The sequence below is a fragment of the Variovorax sp. OV700 genome, assembly GCF_900099805.1.
Classification (GTDB): domain Bacteria; phylum Pseudomonadota; class Gammaproteobacteria; order Burkholderiales; family Burkholderiaceae_C; genus Variovorax.
In genome coordinates, this window is the sequence record NZ_FNDR01000002.1 from 1 (window position 1) to 18670 (window position 18670).

18 protein-coding genes and 2 riboswitches are annotated in these 18670 nt (G+C 64.2%); of the genes, 14 read left to right on the forward strand and 4 right to left on the reverse strand.

The features are described 5' to 3' along the window. The coding region (locus BLR24_RS03580; RefSeq protein ID WP_139188704.1) for an FAD-dependent oxidoreductase at positions 1 to 203 on the reverse strand (203 nt) is incomplete at its 3' end. Positions 204 to 288: 85 nt separating this feature from the next. After that, positions 289 to 406, reverse strand: a riboswitch (glycine riboswitch). A gap of 3 nt (positions 407 to 409) precedes the next feature. Next, a riboswitch (glycine riboswitch) is annotated at positions 410 to 511 on the reverse strand. 355 nt (positions 512 to 866) lie between these two features. Here BLR24_RS03580 and BLR24_RS03585 point away from each other — a divergent pair. Together BLR24_RS03585 and BLR24_RS03590 are read left to right on the forward strand one after the other, a co-directional pair. Continuing rightward, on the forward strand, positions 867 to 2261 hold the full coding sequence (locus tag BLR24_RS03585; RefSeq protein WP_093012850.1) for a M20 family metallopeptidase: 1395 nt from the start codon (positions 867 to 869) through the stop codon (positions 2259 to 2261). A gap of 238 nt (positions 2262 to 2499) precedes the next feature. Next, positions 2500 to 3681: a GlxA family transcriptional regulator gene (locus BLR24_RS03590; RefSeq protein ID WP_175543171.1), complete on the forward strand. Its 1182-nt coding sequence runs from the start codon at positions 2500 to 2502 to the stop codon at positions 3679 to 3681. 117 nt (positions 3682 to 3798) lie between these two features. On the opposite strand, the gene BLR24_RS03595 is transcribed toward BLR24_RS03590, so the two are convergent. From BLR24_RS03595 to BLR24_RS03605, 3 genes are all read right to left on the reverse strand, one after another. Then, complete coding sequence (locus BLR24_RS03595; protein WP_093012856.1) at positions 3799 to 4140, reverse strand: RidA family protein; 342 nt, start codon at positions 4138 to 4140, stop codon at positions 3799 to 3801. Between the two features lie 110 nt (positions 4141 to 4250). Then, positions 4251 to 5078, reverse strand: a complete 828-nt coding sequence (locus BLR24_RS03600) for an alpha/beta fold hydrolase (RefSeq protein WP_093012859.1) — start codon at positions 5076 to 5078, stop codon at positions 4251 to 4253. Positions 5079 to 5148: 70 nt separating this feature from the next. Beyond that, positions 5149 to 5769: a glutathione S-transferase family protein gene (locus BLR24_RS03605; protein WP_175543172.1), complete on the reverse strand. Its 621-nt coding sequence runs from the start codon at positions 5767 to 5769 to the stop codon at positions 5149 to 5151. 295 nt (positions 5770 to 6064) lie between these two features. Between BLR24_RS03605 and BLR24_RS03610 the strand changes: the two genes are divergently transcribed. From BLR24_RS03610 to BLR24_RS03665, 12 genes are all read left to right on the forward strand, one after another. Further along, positions 6065 to 7144: a Bug family tripartite tricarboxylate transporter substrate binding protein gene (locus BLR24_RS03610; protein WP_254787151.1), complete on the forward strand. Its 1080-nt coding sequence runs from the start codon at positions 6065 to 6067 to the stop codon at positions 7142 to 7144. 150 nt (positions 7145 to 7294) lie between these two features. Next, a complete protein-coding gene (locus tag BLR24_RS03615) occupies positions 7295 to 8668 on the forward strand; it encodes an SLC13 family permease (RefSeq protein ID WP_093012865.1) in 1374 nt (457 codons plus the stop codon). A 49-nt stretch (positions 8669 to 8717) separates the two neighbouring features. Beyond that, positions 8718 to 10400, forward strand: coding sequence for a malonate decarboxylase subunit alpha (gene mdcA, locus BLR24_RS03620; RefSeq protein WP_093012868.1), 1683 nt, complete (start codon positions 8718 to 8720; stop codon positions 10398 to 10400). Positions 10401 to 10414: 14 nt separating this feature from the next. Beyond that, positions 10415 to 10747: a malonate decarboxylase acyl carrier protein gene (gene mdcC, locus BLR24_RS03625; RefSeq protein WP_093012871.1), complete on the forward strand. Its 333-nt coding sequence runs from the start codon at positions 10415 to 10417 to the stop codon at positions 10745 to 10747. Next, on the forward strand, positions 10744 to 11631 hold the full coding sequence (locus tag BLR24_RS03630) for a biotin-independent malonate decarboxylase subunit beta (protein WP_093012874.1): 888 nt from the start codon (positions 10744 to 10746) through the stop codon (positions 11629 to 11631). The genes mdcC and BLR24_RS03630 overlap by 4 nt, the downstream gene beginning before the upstream one ends. Positions 11632 to 11645: 14 nt before the next feature. Further along, positions 11646 to 12347, forward strand: a complete 702-nt coding sequence (gene mdcE, locus BLR24_RS03635; protein WP_093012877.1) for a biotin-independent malonate decarboxylase subunit gamma — start codon at positions 11646 to 11648, stop codon at positions 12345 to 12347. Positions 12348 to 12364: 17 nt separating this feature from the next. Further along, the gene (gene mdcG / locus BLR24_RS03640) at positions 12365 to 13057 is read left to right on the forward strand and encodes a malonate decarboxylase holo-[acyl-carrier-protein] synthase (RefSeq protein WP_093012880.1); all 693 of its coding nucleotides are present in this window, start codon (positions 12365 to 12367) and stop codon (positions 13055 to 13057) included. Further along, complete coding sequence (gene mdcB, locus BLR24_RS03645) at positions 13054 to 13917, forward strand: triphosphoribosyl-dephospho-CoA synthase MdcB (protein ID WP_093012883.1); 864 nt, start codon at positions 13054 to 13056, stop codon at positions 13915 to 13917. The genes mdcG and mdcB overlap by 4 nt, the downstream gene beginning before the upstream one ends. Further along, positions 13914 to 14822, forward strand: a complete 909-nt coding sequence (locus tag BLR24_RS03650) for an ACP S-malonyltransferase (protein WP_093012886.1) — start codon at positions 13914 to 13916, stop codon at positions 14820 to 14822. The genes mdcB and BLR24_RS03650 overlap by 4 nt, the downstream gene beginning before the upstream one ends. A gap of 93 nt (positions 14823 to 14915) precedes the next feature. After that, entirely contained in the window at positions 14916 to 16838 is a 1923-nt protein-coding gene (acs, locus tag BLR24_RS03655; protein WP_175543212.1) for an acetate--CoA ligase, read from the forward strand. A 106-nt stretch (positions 16839 to 16944) separates the two neighbouring features. Then, entirely contained in the window at positions 16945 to 17604 is a 660-nt protein-coding gene (locus BLR24_RS03660) for a peroxiredoxin (protein ID WP_093014630.1), read from the forward strand. Positions 17605 to 17620: 16 nt separating this feature from the next. Further along, positions 17621 to 18661 carry an MBL fold metallo-hydrolase gene (locus BLR24_RS03665; RefSeq protein ID WP_093012892.1) on the forward strand — a complete coding sequence of 347 codons (1041 nt, stop codon included), beginning with the start codon at positions 17621 to 17623 and terminating at the stop codon, positions 18659 to 18661. Positions 18662 to 18670: the final 9 nt, after the last annotated feature.

Sequence of the window (18670 nt, forward strand, 5' to 3'; positions counted from 1 at the left end):
AGCCATTGCAGCACCTTGAGCGGTGCGCTCGGGTTGGCCCAGGGTTCGGCATGGCTGACGGAGATCTGCCCGCCATTGGCAAAGCTGGTTTCGGCCGCCGGTGTGGCTTGCCGGTCGATGACGGTCACTTCGTGGCCGAGTTGCTGGAGGTAGTAAGCCGAGGTCACGCCGAGCAGGCCGGCGCCAAGAACGATTACGCGCATTTCGAGAACCCTTGAGGTTGCAGCGCTCGAACGCAAAGGGAAACGGAAGCTCGAAAAGAAAGCAACCGGACCTTGCGTCCAAGTTGCCGCTCCCCCTGTCCTCGGTACCTGAGAGATTCACCCGCTGCGCCCGCAGCGGGTTTGCTCCTTCGGTGCATCACGCTCATATACCAATGGCGTGATGGCTCTCCAGACGGCTTTGACAATTGATGCAGTACAGGCTCATCACGTGAGCCGACCTGAGCGTTTATGGGAGTTTGCGCCTTCGGTGGAGCCGCTTCCGCGGCCCGCTCTCCTGCTAAATTGGAGCTTATTCGGATCATCATTGGCAGTCAACAATTAATTTCCATAGGACTCAAAATTGCGCTCACCAGCGGAGGAATCAAATTGGGCGGTAATTTTTTCCCGAATGTGATCGAATCAATAGAATTTCGAAGCCGCGGGAATATGAAAGCTCCGCCGTCGCCTCCGGTGACGTCGCAATCATCCAAATTCAGGCGCGCTTTTATCCTATTGCACGGGTTGGCAGCGCGATATCGTCCTGAGCAGTCCGCTACACGAAAGTATCCACATGCGTTTCCTAGCAAAGTGCGTCAACTCCACTCTCATGGACGTACCCCTCGATGGGGTTGGCCGCCGTTGGGAAGCCCTGCGGGAGGCCGCATGACACGCGACGCCGCACTGGCCCATGCGGCCGACCACTTCGACAGCGGCGACTTCGTGCGCGACCTGTCGCGCCGCGTCGCCTTCCGCACCGCCAGCCAGGAGCCGGATTCCGGACCGGCGCTGGCCGCCTACCTGCATGACGAGATCGGCCCTTCATTGGCCAAGCTGGGCTTCAGCTTCAGCATCCACCCCAACCCCGAGCCCGCCTACGGACCCTTCCTGGTGGCCAGCCGCCATGAAGGCGATGACCTGCCCACGGTACTGATGTATGGCCACGGCGACGTCATCCGCGGACAGGACAAGAGCTGGACCTGCGGCCAGGGACCGTGGACGCTGGCGGTGGACGGTGAGCGCCTCTATGGACGGGGCACCGCCGACAACAAGGGCCAGCACAGCATCAACATCGCCGCGCTGGCGACCGTGCTGGCGCTGCGCGGCCAACTGGGCTTCAACATCAAGTGGCTGCTGGAAACCGGAGAAGAGACTGGCTCGCCGGGCTTGGCCGCGTTCTGCTCTGCGCACCAGGAACTGCTGGCCGCCGATGTGCTGATCGCCAGCGACGGCCCGCGCGTGGGCCGCGACCAGCCGACCGTCTTTCTGGGCTCGCGCGGTGTGGCGAACTTCAGCCTGACGCTGAACCTGCGCGGCGGCGGCGGCCACCACAGCGGCAATTGGGGCGGCCTGCTGCGCAACCCCGGCACGGTCCTGGCCAATGCCATTGCAAGCATGGTGGACGCCCACGGCGTGATCCGTGTCCAGGGTCTGCGCCCGCCGCCCATTCCGGACAATGTTCGCGCCGCACTGCAGGGCCTGCGCTTTGGGGGTGACGCCGGCGACCCGGAAGTCGACCCCGGCTGGGGTGAGCCTGGCCTGACTCCGGCCGAACGGGTGATTGCCTGGAACACACTGGAAGTGCTGGCCTACAAGACCGGCAACCCGGACTTCCCGGTCAACGCCATCCCGCCCTCGGCACAGGCCTTCATGCACATGCGCTTTGTCGTTGGCACCGACGTGAGCCGGCTGCGTGACGTCGTGCAGCAGCACCTGTCCACGCATGGCTTCGAAGGCATCGAAGTCAGCGAACCCGAGATCATGCACGCCACCCGGCTGGACCCGGACAACGCCTGGGTGCGCTTCACGCTGGCCAGCATCGAGCAGAGCACTGGCAAGAAGCCCGTGCTGCTGCCCAACCTGGGCGGCAGCCTGCCCAACGATGTGTTTGCCGACATCCTGGGCCTACCGACCGTGTGGGTGCCGCACAGCTACGCGGCTTGCCAGCAGCACGCACCCGACGAGCACCTGCTGGCACCGGTGGCGCGTGAGGCGCTGCAGCTGATGACGGGCCTGTTCTGGGATCTCGCGGCGGCAGCGCCAGCGCTCCCGAGACGCTGAGGGCACCGTCTTCCGGGGAACCCGACCGGCATGCGGCGCAGTTCCGCCGAATGAAGGTGCGGGATGGGACTGTGCACGTCGGCAAGAGCGGTGAGCGGGCACCGAAATTGCGTGCTGCCGGCGGAGTCGTGAAGTACGACTATCCGCTTACCTTCTATGCGACAAGTGCCATGAGCATCCGATTGCGCGCGAACATACTGTGACTGCTACGATGCGCGACCCTATGGCAGGAGATTCCATGATGATGCCGGTTGCAGGTGTGAAGGCCGACACCGCCAAGCTGGCGCGGCGACGAGTGAAGGTCGGCTTCATCCTCCTTCCAGGCTTTACGATGTTTTCGTACTCCGCCCTGGTTTATATCTTGAAGCATTGCACCGACCCGGCCGCTGCCGTCGGCGTCGACTTTGAATACGTTGTCTTAGGACAAAAGCCAGCCCAGACGACCTGCGGTGTCCAAGTACCTCCGACAGCGCCCTTGGACGCTGCTCGCGATTGCAACTACGTTTTTGTGATTGGTGGGAAGACAGCAGCACCTATCGAGGACCGCAGATCGATTCTGGACGCACTGACGAACGCCGACAGGAATAGCGCGACTCTCATCGGAACAGGCTCGGGGCTCTTCGTGTTGATCGAGGCCGGGTTTTTCGACAAATTGCCCTGCGCGACAGATTGGTATCGCGGCGCCGACCGGGATACCCGTTTTGCGGAGGTGCAGCAGATCCCAGGCGTCAACTTGATGGTGAGCGGCAGGCGCGTCAGCTGTGCGGGAGGATTGGCGGCGCTGGAGCTCGGATCATGGCTGTTGGAGCGTCATTATTCCGCCATCGGCGCCGAGATTCCCGCACCGCAGGAACTTTCAGCCTCCTCTACCGAGGGTGCGCAGAACTCTGAAGCTAGAGAAAATCCACTCGATCCCAGAGTACTTCGGGCCCTCAAGATTATCGAGAGAAATCTCGGACAGGAGCCAATGAAGGTTGAATCTCTCGCGTCATCCTTGGGGATTTCCAAGCGGCAGATAGAACGGCTGTTCCAGCAGGAAATGAAGCAACCGGTCCAGCAATATTGCCGGCAACTCAGGCTCGCTTATGGCTATTGGCTGCTTTTAAACAGCCCCAAGTCGATAACCGAGATCGCGACAATCACCGGTTTCTCGGACAGCTCCCACTTCAACCGATGTTTTCGAACTCAATTTGCAATGACGCCATCGCAAGCTCGCCAATCAAAGGTCAGCGTGGATGATGTGATGTCGCCGCAATGGGCTTCTCTCTACGAAAGAACTGTGAAGAGCGATCAAGATCTAGACTTGTCGAGATCGAAAAAGTCGGTTTACACAAACCTGGCTCACTCGGTGGGTGGATCTTCAGGCAAGATCAATCCCGATGCCGCCTTGACAGAGACAGAAATCACGGCCCGTCTCTAAGCTCCTGGCAAGCAGCTTCTTGTGCTCGTTCTCGCCCGCTCAAACAGTACTCCATCAATCCCGATTGCCGGCCCATCAGAGCGATAGGCCGGCTTTTTTTCGCGCGATATCCAGCGATTAGATTGCTGCCGTGACGATGAACTCGACCTTGTATTTCGGCGTGGTGAGCTTGGCTTCGCTGGTGGCGCGGGCCGGCGGGTTGGCAGGATCGATCCAGGCTTCCCAGACGGCGTTCATTTCGCCGAAGTTCGCCATATCTGCGAGATAGATGATCGTCTGCAAGATCTTCGACTTGTGGCTGCCGGTGGCAGCGAGCAGTTGGTCGACTTGAGCCAGTGCGCTCTTGCACTGGTCGGTGACACTCTCGCCTTCGCCAACCCGGCCGGCAAGATAGACAATGTTACCGTGGACGACGGCGTTGCTCATGCGGGCGCCCGGTTCGATGCGTTGAATGCTCATGGAATTCTCCTGGAAAAATTGAGCTGCGGGAAAAGGTCCCGCGTGAAAAGCGGGCCCGTGAAATTCTTGGCCGCAAAGAATGCCGGCTCTTTGAAATGCAGCTGCGAACGCTAGGCAGATTTGGCTGTACCGCCTTCGCCGCGCATGATCGACTCCGCGAATGAGACAAGTACGGCCGCTGCCTCAGCAACCTTCTCCGGAAGAAGTGCGTGGCCGGAACCATGAATGATTTCCATCGTGGTCAGGTGGCCCACGCGATCTCGCAGGTAATCTTCTTCAGGTACGGGTGCGATCTTGTCAAACTCAGGCGCAACATAAAGCACCGGCAAATTCTTGCCGACCTCGGTCCAGCTACTGTCGGCGGTCGCGTTTGTCGCCGCGAGCTGGAATTTGGAAACCTCTGTGTGCCATCCGCTCAACCAGACGGAGGCATCGTGCCCCGGAGCGAAGAAGTCGCGCTCCAGATAAAACAGTCGGTCTGCATCTGGCTTGGAATTGTCAGATACGACATTAACGGAAATCAAGAGCTCGGGCGATATGGTGCTGCCAATAATAGCCGCGAGAAGTGCGACAGATTTCGTCGTCGATGGCCAATGATGGGCGAGAACCCGCGCGACCCAATTACCGAAGGCGTGGCCAACCACACACAATACTTCAGGCTTTCCGGGTGCGCAGTCAGCTTCGATCGCAGCAACAACATCGGCGGCAAGATCGATCAAGGTGATGCCTTCGGTCGGTCCCGTACTTTCGCCGACGCCGCGCGGCTGAGGTCGCAATACACGAAATCCAGCTGCCGCAATTATTGGGGCAATTTCGTCGAAGTCAGTCGCACCTCTTGCCAGCGAGGGCAGCAAGACAATACGCGGGCCCTTGCCTTCGACCAGAAGTTCGACCTGACCTTCATGCGTCGGGATCAGCTTACGTTCAAGTGTTGACATTTTGTATCCTAGTTTTGATGGTGGTAGTAGTCCGTCGTGACCGCAATCCGCAGCCTTACAAGGCTACTTCCTACTGAGGCTTGGAGCTATCGAAAAATTTGCTGGAGGCCAGAGACGGTCGTGACTGTATGGATTGGTGCCAGCTGGAGAGCACCGGGTATTTTTCTCGCCAGCCAAGCCTCGGAAACCGAAAGTCGGCGTATTCAGCAACGATCGCCAGCGTAATTGCCGACAACCCGAAAGGCCGTTGCCCGATTTGCTCAGCCGTCGCCTCCAGTCTTGCCCAGATCATGCTCGACTTCAAGTTGAATGCATTGATAAGCGCAATCTGCTTCGTATCTTTCATGGATTCGATGCGCCATTGCACCAACAGGTCGAGAAATCCATTGCACAAGGCATGCAGCCGAAGCTCTTCAATTCGCGCTGCGGGCGACGACGGAATAAGCTTGGCGCCACCTGCGATGTGTTCGAGGTGCTCGATGATGACGAGGCTATCGTAGAGCGCGGTGCCGTCATCCAGAACCAGTGTTGGAAGTTGCCCAAGCGGGTTGAATGGCAATAAAGCCAGGTCAGGCTTATTGGGTGCAACACGGGTCGGGATCGTTTCCAACCGGTCGCTCAGCCCCAGCTCGTGGGCACTTACGATGACTTTCCTGACGAACGGGGATGTCGATGACCAATATAGTTTCATGAAGAGAATTCCTTGGCTATTAATCTGGGACATTGATCGATGCTCGCCTGTGACCACCGTAGCTAGAACTCGCCGTCATCACTTCAAACCGCAGGTACCGGGTCGACCAATAGCGTAATTTTCGGCCGCCTGCGATGGCGCCGATAGGATTGCAAAGCCGTGCGGATATGAAAGCTTCGCCGCTGTGGCCGGCGATGTCGCAATCATCCAAATTCCGGAGCGCGTTCGTTCTATCGCCATGGCTTGGGAGCGCGATATCGTTCTACGCAGTCAGTTTTTATAGGGGAGTATTTTCATGCGCTTCCTAGGAAAGTGCATCACGCCAGTCGCCGCATTCGAGCGACAGGAAATCGACCTATCTTTGCTTCTGTATCTGGTCTCGTTTTTTTGCACAATTGCCATGAAAAATCTCGTACAACTTGCGCTTTCCCTTGTCGTCGTTGCCGCTTCGCAGGGCGTTGTTGCCCAGACTTTCCCTTCGAAGCCCGTGACCATCGTGGTTCCTTACTCCCCGGGCGGCCCTGTAGACAATCTGTCTCGATCCTTGGGCATCAGGCTGACAAAGGAGTGGGGCCAGCCAGTTCTGGTTCTGAACAAAACAGGCGCCAATGAAATCATTGGCGCCGAGCTCGTGGCCAAGAGCCCGCCTGACGGCTACACCTTGTTTGCGGCAACAGAGGCGGCGCTGACCATGAATCCGCACCTGTACAAAAAATTGCCCTATAACGCTGAAAAGGACTTTGCGCCCATCTCTCGGTTGATCACCGTGCCAATGGTCTTTTTGGTACCGCAAAACTCAAAGGCCAATACCCTTAAAGAGTTCATTCAACTGGCACATAACGCCAAAGACAAGCCAATGAGCTACGGCTCTTCCGGTGCCGGCGGCATCGTCCATTTGCCCTTGGCAATGTTTGCCAAGCAAGAGCACTTGGAAATGGTGCACGTGCCCTACAAAGGCGCAGCGCCCCTGATCCCCGATATCATTTCGGGTCAAGTGGATTCGGCAATCCTCGGTGTTTCAGTCGTCGAGCAACACGTCAAAACCGGCAAGATGAAGGCGCTGGCAATTTCCGGCGACAGCCGGAGTGTTGCCTTGCCAGATGTGCCAACGTTCAAGGAAGCGGGCGTGAAAGACATCAACGGTGCTTTCAACATCGGGCTCGTGGCACCTGCGGGAACACCCCCGGCCGTGGTGGACAAAATCGCCGGCGACGTTCGCAAGATCCTGATGGACCCCGAATTCCGCCGCACACAGATCGACGCCTATTCTTATGTGGCTATTGGCTCGACGCCTGCGGAGTACAAAAGCTTTCTGGCCCAAGACTTCAAGGTGCAGGCTGAGCGGGTGAAGATTTCTGGCGCCACGCTCGACTGATCGGCGAGATCAAGGGTTAACCCTCGATCGTTTCGCAAGGCGTAAAGGTCGATGACGCCGCTTCATTGATCGTCCCGGGGGGGGTGCGTACCGTACGGACCCAGACGCGCCGTGCATGTGCGTCCCACCTAAAACACCGGAGACGCATCGATGAGTTCACATTGGATTTCAATCTACGCACTGGTCGGCATGTTCGTGCTGGCCACGGTGCTGCCCATCAACATGGGCGTGATCGCCTTCGTCGGCGCCTTCCTGGTCGGCACGCTGGTGGCGGGCATGAACGCCAAGGCGATCATGGGCGGCTTTCCCGCCGACTTGTTTCTCACGCTGGTCGGTATCACCTACCTGTTTGCGCTGGCGCAGAACAACGGCACCATCGATTGGCTCGTCAGGCTGGCGGTGCGCGCCGTGCGCGGGCGCATCGCCGCCATTCCCTGGATCATGTTCCTCATCGCCGCACTGCTCACGGCGGTGGGTGCGGTCAGCCCGGCGGCGGTGGCCATCATCGCGCCGATTGCGCTGGGCTTTGCCGCCAAGTACGGCATCAATCCGCTGCTCATGGGGCTCATGGTCGTGCACGGCGCGCAGGGCGGCGGCTTCTCGCCGATCAGCATCTACGGCGGCATCACCAACAAGATCGTCGCCAAGGCCGGCCTACCGCTCAACGAAATCGCCACCATGCTGGCAAGCCTGGGGATCAACCTGTCCGTGTCGCTGCTGCTGTTCTTCCTGATGGGCGGCATGAAGCTGATCCGCCAGAAGGCCGACGTGACCGGCGCAGTACCAGCAACGCGCCGCGCTGCACATGCGCAGGGCGGGGCGCAGGTATTCGGCGATGCGGAGGCCGAATCGTTCGCGGAAGAGCGCCGCGTCGCGACTGCGGCTGGCGAGTCGCTCATGGACGCGGCGCCGGCGGTCCCGGCCGACCAGGGTTCGCGCCGCTACCAGATCGCCACCGTCGCCGGCCTGCTGGCGCTGGCGGTGCTGACGCTGTTCTTCAAGCAGGACATCGGCTTCGTCTCGATCACCATCGGCCTGGTGCTGACGCTGATGGCGCCCAATCTGCAAAAGCGCGCCCTGGGCCAGGTGTCGTGGCCGGAGATCATGCTGATCGTGGGTGTCAGCACCTACGTGGGCGTGATGGAAAAGATGGGCACGATCGATTTCGTCGGCCACAGCGTGGCCGGGCTCACCTCGCCCATGGTGGCCGCGTTGCTGCTGTGCTTCGTCGGCGCCGTGGTGTCGGCCTTCGCCTCGTCGACCGCGGTGCTCGGCTCGCTGATCCCGCTGGCGGTGCCGTTCCTGCAGGGCGATACCGGTGTCAGTGCCATCGGCTTCATCGCTGCGATGGCCGTGTCCTCGACCATCGTCGACGTCAGTCCGTTCTCCACCAACGGAGCGCTGGTGCTTGCCAGTGCCAAGGGCGTGGACCGCGACGTGTTCTTCCGGCAGCTGATGGTGTACGGTGCCATCGTGACCCTGGTGGCCCCCGTGGTGGTGTGGCTGCTCTTCGTGGTCCTGTGAGGCGCATCTTCTTGTTCTTGTTCTTGATCGACCTTCAACTCCTCTTCCTATGACTTCCAGCTCCTGGACCACCAAGGCCGACGACCGCAATGCCCGGCTGGCGCGCGCGGCCGAAGCGCTCGGGAACCGCCTCGCCGGCAAGCGCGTCGAGACCGAAGCCATCGCCACCCTGCTCGAAGCGGTGCTCTCGCCTGGCGACCGCGTCTGTCTCGAGGGCAACAACCAGAAACAGGCCGACTTTCTCGCACGCGCACTTGTCCAGGTCGATCCGGCAAAGGTGCATGGCCTGCACATGGTGCAGTCGGTGCTGGCGCTGCCTGAGCATCTGGACGTCTTCGAGAATGGCGTGGCCGCCCGACTGGACTTCAGTTTCTCGGGGCCACAGGGTGCGCGGCTGGCCAAGCTCGTGTCGGGCGGGCGCATAGAGATCGGCGCCATCCACACCTACCTCGAACTGTTCGCGCGGTATTTCGTCGACCTGACACCCAAGGTGGCGCTGGTCGCCGCGCAGGCGGCCGACGCCGAAGGCAATCTCTACACCGGCCCCAACACCGAAGACACGCCGGCCATCGTCGAAGCCACCGCTTTTTCGGGCGGCATCGTGATCGCGCAGGTCAACGAAATGGTCGACGGCAGGACCACCACGCTGCCGCGCATCGACATCCCCGCCGACTGGGTGAGCTTCGTGGTCAAGGCGCCGCGCCCGAATTTCATCGAGCCGCTGTTCACGCGCGACCCGGCGCAGATCAGCGAGGTCCAGATCCTGATGGCGATGATGGCCATCAAGGGCATCTATGCCGAGTACGGCGTGCAGCGCCTGAACCACGGCATCGGCTTCGACACCGCAGCCATCGAGCTGCTGCTGCCGACCTATGCCGAGTCGCTCGGCCTCAAGGGAAAGATCGGCAAGCACTGGGCATTGAACCCGCATCCGGCGCTGATTCCGGCGATCGAAGCGGGCTGGGTGGAGTCGGTGCATTCCTTCGGCTCCGAGTTGGGCATGGAGGACTACATCCGCGCGCGCTCCGACGTGTTCTTCACCGGCCCGGACGGCAGCCTGCGCAGCAACCGGGCGTTCTGCCAGGCGGCGGGCCACTACGCCTGCGACATGTTCATCGGCTCGACCTTGCAGATCGACCTCGACGGCAACAGCTCCACTGCCACGCTGGGCCGCATCGCCGGCTTCGGTGGTGCGCCCAACATGGGCGCCGATGCGCGCGGCCGCCGCCATGCGAGCCCTGCCTGGCTCAAGGCCGGGCGCGAGGCGCGGGCCGGGCGCACCGGCGCGGCCGGCACACCGCGCGGGCAGAAGCTGGTGGTGCAGATGGTCGAGACCTTCCGCGAGCACATGCAGCCGGCCTTCGTCGACAGGCTCGACGCCTGGACACTGCAGGAGCAGGCCGGCATGGACCTGCCGCCGATCATGATCTACGGCGACGACGTCTCGCACATCCTCACCGAGGAAGGCATTGCCAACCTGCTGATGTGCCGCAGCGATGCGGAGCGCGAGCAAGCCATCCGCGGCGTCGCCGGCTACACGGCAGTGGGCCTGGCGCGCGACAAGCGCGCGGTCGAGAACCTGCGCGACCGCGGCGTGATACGGCGGCCGCAGGACCTGGGCATCGACCCCCGCCAGGCCACGCGCAATCTGCTGGCCGCACGCAACATGCGCGACCTGGTGCGCGCCTCCGGCGGCTTGTACCAGCCGCCCAAGCGCTTCAGAAACTGGTAGCAGGAGATTCAACGATGAGCGACGTTCCCGCAGGGCTCGAGACCCTGGACTTTTCTTTTTCCGGCAGCCAGCCGGCCGGTGCCTTCGCGCCGGTGCTGGTCGGCGTCGTCGGCTCCGGCAACCTCGAGGTCATGCTCGAGCCGGCCGCCGGCAACGACTGCGCGGTGCGCGTCGAGACGTCGGCGCGCGGCTTCGGTGCCATCTGGCAGGCCGTGATGAACGACTTCCACGCACGCCATCCATTGGCCGGCGTGCGCGTCTCGATCAACGACATGGGCGCCACGCCCGCGGTGGTGAGCCTGCGGCTCGACCAGGCGGTGGTCGAGATCACCGGAGGCCGGCCATGATCAGCTATGCCGAATGCTCGGCGCGCGAGCGGCTCGCCCTGCTGCTCGACCCCAGCAGTTTTCATGAATGGCTGCCTCCGAGCGAGCGGATCACGAGCCCGCACCTGGCGCAACTGGGCGTGCCCTGCGCGTTCGACGACGGCGTGGCGGTGGGCCGCGCGATGCTCGACGGCCGCAGCGTGTTCGTGGCCGCGCAGGAAGGCGCGTTCATGGGCGGCGGCGTTGGCGAGGTGCATGGCGCCAAGCTGGTCGGCCTGCTGCAGCGCGCGCTGCGCGACCGGCCGGCCGCCGTGCTGTTGCTGGCCGAATCGGGCGGCGTGCGACTGCATGAAGCCAACGCCGGGTTGATCGCGGTGTCGGAAGTGATGCGCGCCCTGCTCGACGTGCGGGCCGCCGGCATCCCGGTGCTCGTGCTGATCGGCGGCGCTAACGGCTGCTTCGGCGGCATGGGCATCGTGGCGCGCTGCGCCGACTACATCGTGATGAGCGACGTCGGCCGGCTGGCGATGTCGGGGCCCGAGGTGATCGAAGCCTCCCACGGCGTGGATGAATTCGACTCGCGCGACCGTGCGCTGGTCTGGCGCACGACCGGCGGCAAGCACCGCTGGCTGACTGGCGACTGCGATGCGCTGGTCGAAGACGACGTCGCCGCTTTTCGCGCGGCGGCCATCGCGGCGATCGGCGAATCGAGGCCATTGACCCTGGCGGCGCTGGAGCAGGAGCACGCCTTGCTCACGGCACGGCTGCACGCTCTGCCTGCCCTGCCTGTCGACAGCGCCGGAAGCGACGAAGCAATGCGGCTCTGGAGCGCACTCGGCATTCCCGATGCCGAGCGGGTCCCGGAGCTTTCGGTGGAAGCCGTCCGCGCACTGCGCACCATTTAACCGAGGAGCATCACATGCAGTGGAGTTCTCTAGTCACCCAGCTCTTCGGGCCCTATCACGGCATGCGCGAAGACGGCGATTTTCTGCAGGGCGAAGTCATCTTCGAAGGCGAGCCGCTCACGGTGATCGGCACGACAAATCATGCGCCGATCGGGGTCCAGCTCGCACTTGCGCAGGCCCGCGTGATCCTGGACACCGTCACCCAGCACCCGGGCCGGCCGATCCTGCTGCTGATCGACACCCAGGGCCAGCAACTGCGCCGGCGCGACGAACTGCTCGGCATCAACCGGGCAATGGCGCACCTCGGCGCAAGCATCGACCTGGCGCGGCGCCGCGGCCACCGCGTGATCGGCCTGGTGTACGACCAGGCGCTGTCCGGCGGTTTCATCACCTCGGGGTTGATTGCCGACGCCTGCTATGCGCTGCCGGATGCAGAGATCCGAGTGATGCGCATCCCCGCCATGGCGCGCGTGACCAAGTTGCCGGAGGAGAAACTCACGGCGTTGTCGCAGTCCAACCCGGTATTCGCACCCGGCGTGCAGAACTACGTCGCGATGGGGGGCGTGCGCGCACTCTGGCAGGGCGACCTGCAGGCCTGCCTGCGCGAGGCGCTGGCCCCCGCGCCGACAGACGACCGGCGCGCACGAGATGGCGCCGAACGGGGCGGCCGCCAGCTTGCCGCCGCGGTCGTGCAGCGGGTGCTGGACGCCGCGTGAACTCCGACTGAATGTGCATGAGCGCCATGGTTCCACTGCATCGCCACCAGCTCGCCCGGCTCTCCACGAGCGGCTGGGCCGCCGTGCTGGACCGGCCGTGGGATGAAGAGGCGCGCGACTGCCTCGCGCATTGGGCATCGCATCAGTTGCCGCTCGTCGTGACGCGCCAGCCGGCGGACGCCGTGGTCGACGGATGGATCGCGCTCGGTTTGCCTGCGCCTGCGCGCTGGGACAAGCGCCGGCTTGCGCTGCAGGTGCCGTACGACGCGTTGCATGGCCTCGGCGAATTCCCGCGGCTCGCCGACATGCAGGCGCTGCTACCGCCGCCAGTGCGCGACGCAGCAAGCGAACTGCTTGTCAGGCTCGACGCATGCCAGGCGACGGCGCGCGTGTTCGGCAGCTACGGCTGGCAGGCGATCAGTGGTCTCGATCACGTGCGGACGGATTCCGATCTCGATCTGTCGGTCACCGCCCGGGGCGCGACACATGCGGATGCCGCGGTTCGTGCCCTCGAGTCGTTCGACGCGGGACGGCCTCGCCTGGATGGCGAGCTCATCTTCGGCGACGGCGCAGCGGTGGCGTGGCGCGAATGGCGCGAATGGCGCGCCGGACGCGCGCGGGCGGTGATGGTCAAGCGACTGGACGGCGTGTCCCTGGAGCGCGATGCCGCGTGGTGCGAACACGCCGGACTGGTGAAGGTCGCCGCGTGACGAACCTCGCCCTTTCGCAGGCACCTTATTCACCGCCGACGCCGGCGGCCATCGGACGCGCCGCCACGCTCGCGCTCTACGACGAACTGTCGCTGGCACCCAAGCCTGGTCTGGTGACGTTGATCGACGCCGGCAGCCACGACGACATGGACGCGCACACGTTCATGCGCAGCCTGTTCTCGTTGCGCCGCTACTTCGCGCAGATCGCCGAGGCCGGATTCGGCGGCGCGGATTTCGACGTGCTGGAGCGACATGGCATCGCGGCGGAGGCACGCATGCTCGCCGCCACCGGCGGCGTCAACACGCATCGCGGCGCGATCTTCATGCTCGGCCTGTTGTGCGCGGCAGCCGGTGCCGCACTGCGAGAACAAAGCGGCACATTGCAGCCGATGGCGCTGCGCGATGCGTTGCGCCAGCACTGGGGCGACGCACTGGCCTGGCGAAGCCAGCGCCCGCCCGTGCTGCCCGGCGGCATCGCCGCACGGCGCCACGGCCTGCGCAGCGCATCCGAAGAGGCGGCGCTGGCGTTTCCTGTGCTGTTCGAGACAGCGCTCCCCGCGCTGAAGGGCGCATTGGCGCGGGGCCTCTCGCCTCGCCAGGCCCGGCTCGACACCTTGTTCCACATCATTGCGGTGCTGGACGACAGCAACCTCGCGCACCGCGGCGGCCTCGCCGGCCTGCACTGCGCCCAGCGCGCCGCGCAAGACTTTCTGGATCGAGGAGGCATCGCGCGACCCGATGGGCTTCGGGCAGCGCAAGCCATTGCCGACGATTTCGTGCGGCAGCGCCTGTCGCCCGGTGGCGCGGCAGACACGCTCGCCGCCGCCTGTTGGATCCAGCGCGTGTGTCCAGGCCCATGAGCTTCGCGCTGCTTTTTTCCGGCCAGGGCACCCAGCATCCCGCCATGCTTCCTTGGCTGGCCGACGACGCACTCGTGCGCGCCATGTGCGCGCGGCTTGGCATCGACGACTGGCGCCAGGCACTCGCTAAACCCGAGTGGGCCGAACGGAACGACAACGCCCAGACGCTGCTGACGGGCCTTGCCCTGGCGGCCTGGGGGCAGCTCGCGCCCCTGCTCGCACCGCCAGCCGCAGTGGCGGGCTACAGCGTCGGGGAACTGGCCGCGTTCAGTGCGGCCGGCGTGGTCGATCCCGCCACAGCGGCAGCGCTGGCGCCGCAGCGCGCCGAGGCCATGGATCGTTGCGCCGCCCGTGCGCCCGGCGGCCTGCTGGCCGTCAGCGGCGTTTCCGAACAGAAGCTCGAACAGCTGCGGGTCGAAGCTGGCCTTGAACTCGCCATCCGCAACGGCAATGCCAGCGTGATCCTCGGCGGCCCAATCGCCGCGTTGAATGACGCCGAAAGCAAGGCCGCGGCGCTGGGCGCGCAGTGCACGCGCTTGCGAGTCAACGTCGCCTCCCACACACCCTGGATGCGCGAGGCGGCAGAGAGCTTCTCGCGGACGCTTGCACAGGTGCCGTTCGACGCGCCCCGGGTCGTGCTGTTCAGCAATGCGGGGGACCGCATCCGGGACGCGAAGTCTGCCCGCGTTGCGTTGGCCGCCCAGATCGCCCGGACGGTTCGCTGGGACGAATGCATGGAAAACGTCTCGGCGCGGCAGGTGCGCTGCGTGCTGGAAGTGGGTCCGGGCCAGGCGCTGGCGCGCATGTGGAATCAGCGCTACCCCACCGTTCCGGCTCGCGCTTGCGACGACTTTCGCAGTGCCGCGGCGATCGCGGCATGGCTGAACAGCCATGCGGACCCGTGACCCGTGCAACCCACTTGACGTCTTGAATCGAGCAACAGGAGATCCATCGTGAGCAGCAACCAAATAACGCCCCATCTGTTTCCAGTCCCGGACATGAAGGACGCCCATGTGGCCGGCATGGCCGCCTACGACACGTTGGTGGCCGAGGCAGAGGCAGACTACAGCGGCTACTGGTCGCGCCTTGCGCGCGAGTTCCTGAGCTGGAGAACGCCGTTCACCCAAGGGCTCGACGAGAGCCAGGCACCTTTCTTCAAGTGGTTCGAGGATGGCACGCTGAACGTGTCCTACAACTGTCTGGACCGCCAGGTCGAGCGCGGCCTGGGCGACAAGACGGCAATCATCTTCGAAGCCGACGACGGACAGGTGACGCGGGTCAGCTATCGCGAGCTGCTCGCGCGCACCTGCCGCATGGCCAATGCGCTGAAGGCGCGCGGTGTGAAGAAAGGCGATCGCGTCGTCATCTACATGTCGATGAGCATCGAGGGCGTGGTCGCCATGCAGGCTTGCGCGCGCATCGGCGCCACGCATTCGGTGGTGTTCGGCGGCTTCTCGGCGCAGAGCTTGCGCGATCGCATCCAGGATGCCGGCGCCGTGATGGTCATCACCGCCGACGAACAGGTGCGCGGCGGAAAGCAACTGCCGCTCAAGGCCATCGTCGACGATGCCATCGCACTGGGCGGCTGCGAGAGCGTCAGGAACGTCATCGTCTACCAGCGCACCGGCGGGCCGATCGGATGGGAGCCCTCCCGCGACCTCTGGCTGCACGACGAAGCGCAAGCCCAGCCGGAAGCCTGCGAACCCGAATGGGTGGGCGCCGAGCATCCCCTGTTCGTGCTCTACACCTCCGGATCCACCGGCAAGCCCAAGGGCGTCCAACATTCCAGCGGCGGCTACCTGCTGCATGCGGCGCTGACGACGAAGTGGACCTTCGATCTGAAGCCGGACGACGTGTTCTGGTGCACTGCCGACATCGGCTGGGTCACGGGCCACACCTACATTGCCTATGGCCCGCTGGCGCTGGGCGCCACCGAGGTCGTGTTCGAGGGCGTTCCCACTTACCCCGACGCGGGCCGCTTCTGGAAGATGATCCAGGACCACGAGGTCAGCGTGTTCTACACCGCGCCGACGGCGATCCGCTCGCTGATCAAGGCGGCCGAAGGCAACGAAACGGTGCACCCCAGGCGCTACGACCTGTCGAGCCTGCGCATCCTGGGCTCGGTGGGTGAGCCGATCAACCCCGCGGCCTGGGAGTGGTTCCACCAGCACATTGGTGGCGGGCGTTGTCCGATCGTCGACACTTTCTGGCAGACGGAGACGGGCGGCCACATGATCACGCCGCTGCCGGGCGCCACGCCGCTGGTGCCGGGCTCCTGCACCCTGCCCTTCCCCGGCATCGCGGCGGCCGTCGTCGACGAGACCGGCGCCGACGTGCCCAACGGCCAGGGCGGCATCCTGGTGGTCAAGAAGCCCTGGCCGAGCATGATCCGCACGATCTGGGGCGATCCGGAGCGCTTCAAGGCGAGCTACTACCCGCCGGAGCTCAAGGGCTTCTACCTTGCGGGAGACGGTGTGATCCGCGATGCGAAGACCGGCTATTTCACGATCACCGGGCGGATCGACGATGTGCTCAACGTCTCGGGCCATCGCATGGGCACGATGGAGATCGAGTCCGCGCTGGTGTCGTGCACCGATCTCGTGGCCGAAGCCGCGGTGGTCGGGCGCCCCGACGACACCACGGGCGAGGCGATCTGCGCCTTCGTCGTCCTGAAGCGCGCGCGCCCCACCGGGGATGAAGCGAAGAAGATCGCCAACGAGCTGCGCAACTGGGTCGCCAAGGAAATCGGCCCGATCGCAAAGCCCAAGGACATCCGCTTCGGCGACAACCTGCCCAAGACCCGCAGCGGCAAGATCATGCGCAGGCTGCTGCGCTCCGTCGCCAAGGGCGAGGCCATCACGCAGGACACCTCGACGCTGGAGAACCCGGCCATCCTGGAGCAACTGTCGGAACGGAACTGACGACACGCCGGCACTGGCGTCCGTCGCCGCGCCGTTCTATGCTTTGAGTCTTGCCGGACGGCCGGCAAGAAAGAGCGTTTGTCGTCAACCTGTTCAAGGAATGATCATGTCACTGCGCATCAACGATACCGCCCCCGACTTCACGGCCCAGACGACCCAGGGGCCGATCAAGTTTCACGAATGGATCGGTGACAGCTGGGCGATCCTGTTCTCGCATCCCAAGGACTTCACGCCGGTCTGCACCACCGAGCTGGGCTACATGGCGAAGATCGAGCCCGAATTCACCAAGCGCAACGCCAAGCTGATCGGCCTGAGCGTCGATCCGGTCGATGCCCATGACCGCTGGGCCAAGGACATCGAGGAAACGCAGGGCTACCTGCCCAAGTACCCGATGATCGGCGACACCGACCTTGCGGTGGCCAAGCTGTACAACATGCTGCCGGCCGACGAGGCAGGCACGTTCGAGGGCCGCACCGCGGCGACCAATGCGACGGTGCGCTCGGTGTTCGTGATCGGGCCCGACAAGCGCATCAAGCTGATGCTGACCTACCCGATGACGACCGGGCGCAACTTCGACGAGATCCTGCGCGTGCTCGACTCGATGCAGCTGACCGCTGCGCACAAGGTCGCGACGCCGGTCAACTGGCAAAAGGGCGAGGACGTGATCATCGCGGGCTCTGTGTCCGACGAGGACGCCAAGAAGCTGTTCCCGGGGGGCTGGAAGTCGCCGAAGCCCTACCTGCGCGTGGTGAAGCAGCCCGGCTGAACGCGAGCGCAGCATCATGGTCTTCGCGCAGATCGCGACCGGCGGCTGCCAGTCCTACCTCATCGGCTGCGACCAGACCTGTGCCGCCGCACTCATCGATCCGGAGCTGAGCCAGATCGATCACTACATCGCGCTCGCCGCCCACGACGGCGTGCGCATCCGCTACCTGATCGACACCCACACGCACGCCGACCACTTCTCGGCGACCCGCGAACTCGCGCGCCAGCTGAAGGTGCCCGTGGTCATGCACCACGCGAGCCCCGCGCCCTTCGTGGACATGCGCATCGGCGACGGCGAGATGATCGTCGTCGGGCGCCTGCGACTGCAAGTCACCCACACGCCGGGCCACACCTCCGACTCGATGTGCCTTCAGGTGGAAGACCGCCTTTTCACCGGCGACACGCTGCTCATCGGCGCCACCGGGCGCACCGACCTGCCCAGCGGCGACCCCGAAGCACTCTACGACAGCCTGTTCAAGCGCGTGCTGCGAATGGACCCGGCGCTTAAGGTCTGCCCCGCGCACGACTACAAGGGACGCACCCACTCGACGATCGCCGAGGAAATCGCATCCAACCCGCGCCTGCAGGCACGCGACCGCGAGGCTTTCGCCGAGATGATGCGCAGCCTCAACCTCACGATGCCAACACACATCACCGAGGCGCTGCGCACGAACATGAGCGGCGGCAAGACCGTGGCGAGCCTGCTCGCCGAAGCGACGGCGGGGGTGCCCTTCATGTCGCTGGCCGAACTCAAGGCGCGCGTCGAGGCCGCGGAGGACGACCTGATCGTGCTGGACGTGCGCGAGCGCGACGCCTACGAGGCCGGCCACATTCCCGGCGCACGCCTGCTGCCGCGCGGCCAGCTGGAATTGCGCGTCAACCAGGACCTGCCCGATCCCACGCGGCGCATCCTCACCTGCTGCGAACTGGGCTACATCTCGACTCTGGCGGCTTCGACGCTGCGCGGCATGGGTTTTCTGCACGCGGTCGCGCTGGACGGCGGCATGAAGGCCTGGCGCGAGGCAGGGTATCCGCTGACGGCCGGTCGCGTGGCCTGAGCGCGCTCG

Excerpts from the sequence above, each read along its gene's own strand:
- BLR24_RS03585 (WP_093012850.1), top strand. The coding sequence starts at position 867 with ATGACACGCGACGCCGCACTGGCCCATGCGGCCGACCACTTCGACAGC.
- BLR24_RS03590 (WP_175543171.1), top strand. The coding sequence starts at position 2,500 with ATGATGATGCCGGTTGCAGGTGTGAAGGCCGACACCGCCAAGCTGGCG.
- BLR24_RS03595 (WP_093012856.1), bottom strand. The coding sequence starts at position 4,140 with ATGAGCATTCAACGCATCGAACCGGGCGCCCGCATGAGCAACGCCGTC.
- BLR24_RS03600 (WP_093012859.1), bottom strand. The coding sequence starts at position 5,078 with ATGTCAACACTTGAACGTAAGCTGATCCCGACGCATGAAGGTCAGGTC.
- BLR24_RS03605 (WP_175543172.1), bottom strand. The coding sequence starts at position 5,769 with ATGAAACTATATTGGTCATCGACATCCCCGTTCGTCAGGAAAGTCATC.
- BLR24_RS03610 (WP_254787151.1), top strand. The coding sequence starts at position 6,065 with ATGCGCTTCCTAGGAAAGTGCATCACGCCAGTCGCCGCATTCGAGCGA.
- BLR24_RS03615 (WP_093012865.1), top strand. The coding sequence starts at position 7,295 with ATGAGTTCACATTGGATTTCAATCTACGCACTGGTCGGCATGTTCGTG.
- mdcA (WP_093012868.1), top strand. The coding sequence starts at position 8,718 with ATGACTTCCAGCTCCTGGACCACCAAGGCCGACGACCGCAATGCCCGG.
- mdcC (WP_093012871.1), top strand. The coding sequence starts at position 10,415 with ATGAGCGACGTTCCCGCAGGGCTCGAGACCCTGGACTTTTCTTTTTCC.
- BLR24_RS03630 (WP_093012874.1), top strand. The coding sequence starts at position 10,744 with ATGATCAGCTATGCCGAATGCTCGGCGCGCGAGCGGCTCGCCCTGCTG.
- mdcE (WP_093012877.1), top strand. The coding sequence starts at position 11,646 with ATGCAGTGGAGTTCTCTAGTCACCCAGCTCTTCGGGCCCTATCACGGC.
- mdcG (WP_093012880.1), top strand. The coding sequence starts at position 12,365 with ATGAGCGCCATGGTTCCACTGCATCGCCACCAGCTCGCCCGGCTCTCC.
- BLR24_RS03650 (WP_093012886.1), top strand. The coding sequence starts at position 13,914 with ATGAGCTTCGCGCTGCTTTTTTCCGGCCAGGGCACCCAGCATCCCGCC.
- acs (WP_175543212.1), top strand. The coding sequence starts at position 14,916 with ATGAAGGACGCCCATGTGGCCGGCATGGCCGCCTACGACACGTTGGTG.
- BLR24_RS03660 (WP_093014630.1), top strand. The coding sequence starts at position 16,945 with ATGTCACTGCGCATCAACGATACCGCCCCCGACTTCACGGCCCAGACG.
- BLR24_RS03665 (WP_093012892.1), top strand. The coding sequence starts at position 17,621 with ATGGTCTTCGCGCAGATCGCGACCGGCGGCTGCCAGTCCTACCTCATC.